At 37.2% G+C, this 1,401-nt stretch carries 3 protein-coding genes; all 3 read right to left on the reverse strand.

What is annotated here, in order from left to right:
* Positions 1-325 (reverse strand): hypothetical protein (locus BTHERMOSOX_RS11205; RefSeq protein ID WP_138121202.1); only part of this gene is annotated, 325 nt, incomplete at its 3' end.
* A gap of 79 nt (positions 326-404) precedes the next feature.
* Positions 405-656, reverse strand: coding sequence for a hypothetical protein (locus tag BTHERMOSOX_RS11210; protein WP_138121147.1), 252 nt, complete (start codon positions 654-656; stop codon positions 405-407).
* A 19-nt stretch (positions 657-675) separates the two neighbouring features.
* Positions 676-1,401, reverse strand: a 726-nt coding sequence (locus tag BTHERMOSOX_RS11215) for a hypothetical protein (RefSeq protein WP_171004695.1), incomplete at its 5' end; no start/stop codon positions are given.

Genomic DNA, 1,401 nt, shown 5'->3' on the forward strand with positions numbered 1-1,401 from the left:
ATTCTATATAATGATCGTCTATAGACGCATAAGTCAGTTCAATCATATTCTGGCTAAAATCTATGTCCCAGTAAAAATGATCTATGTTTGGAGAATAAGCATAAAAATCTTTCTCATCAGGATAAGCCAAGTCACTAGCCAGAACATCTTTCTTATTTGCAATATAAAGCAATACATCATCACCAAGCAATGCATCATCATTATTCCATATTTCAAATGCTACATTAACCGTATGCCCATCAAAAGACTGGGCTGCCAAGGCATGCGGTGACATTGCTATACCAGCAAGCAGGAGAGACGAGGCTGTTATTTTTTTAAAGTTCATAATTCATATCCTATAAGTAATTAAATGGCGCTTTAAAAAAAGCGCCGTTTGATGAAACATTTACAACTAATCTATGGTTTTAAATATTATCCATTTCCTCCGTGGCCATTTGCTCAGCTTTCATTTCCTTTACCCAGTGACTTAGCTCTCCGAGTTCTAGCAATCCACCGAACTGGGCCCCGTAAACATAAAGACTTCCTTCTAAAGACCCAATATAAACATCAGTTACCTGATAAAATCGTGCATAGTACCCTTGTATATAAAAAGAGTCCTGATGTGTAGGGAAATATTCTGGATATTTTAATTCTGCCCAGTCATATAATTCATCCATCAGTGTTCCCCTATTAGCTCTATCCAGGAACTAACCGAGCCATCAAAGCACACATCAGGTCGGCCAGAGGCTTTCCTGTGATAATTGCGTTTTGAACGGCTCGAATGGTATATGAGCTGATACGTGCAATTCTTTCCAAAAACAATAATGGATTAACAAAGCCACCCTTATTCTTGGCTCTTTCCTGCCTTTTTTCAAGAGATTTAGTATATTTTTTATCCGAGGGATGAACCAACTTAGGATCTTGTATTTTTGAAATTTCTTCACAAACACGCATTAAATTATAAGTCATGGTGGTGAGGCGCATTTGATTATTGAGTGATTTAACCGAAGAAGACCAAGCCTTTTTTTCTTTCAGGTCACTTTTACTGTTATTGTAGGCTTTTTCAATGGTCCAGCGTTTGTAATACAGGATAGCAATCGTACCCGGGTTTATTGATTTCGGTAACGTCGATACAAAACGATGCAATTTTTGTGTTTCGGGGTCACGGTAATGTAAAACATTAAATCTTACGCCTTGGTTTTCATAAATACTGTAATCTTCAATGCCCGTGTTGATAGGGTTATTGGCATCAAAGCCTATGGGTTCAATCCAAGTAGCCACTGAATTTTCTTTTAAAACAGATATCATGTAGTTTTGATGGCTTTTTTGTTTTGCCCACCAATGAAAGTCTGTGACTGCCTTATCATACACATAAAGCTTTTTTTCAGACGGGTCACTCTGACTATTTTGATGATCAATATA

It is taken from the genome of Bathymodiolus heckerae thiotrophic gill symbiont (assembly GCF_900128515.1).
Lineage (GTDB): Bacteria > Pseudomonadota > Gammaproteobacteria > PS1 > Pseudothioglobaceae > Thioglobus_A.

Excerpts from the sequence above, each read along its gene's own strand:
- BTHERMOSOX_RS11210 (WP_138121147.1), bottom strand. The coding sequence starts at position 656 with ATGGATGAATTATATGACTGGGCAGAATTAAAATATCCAGAATATTTC.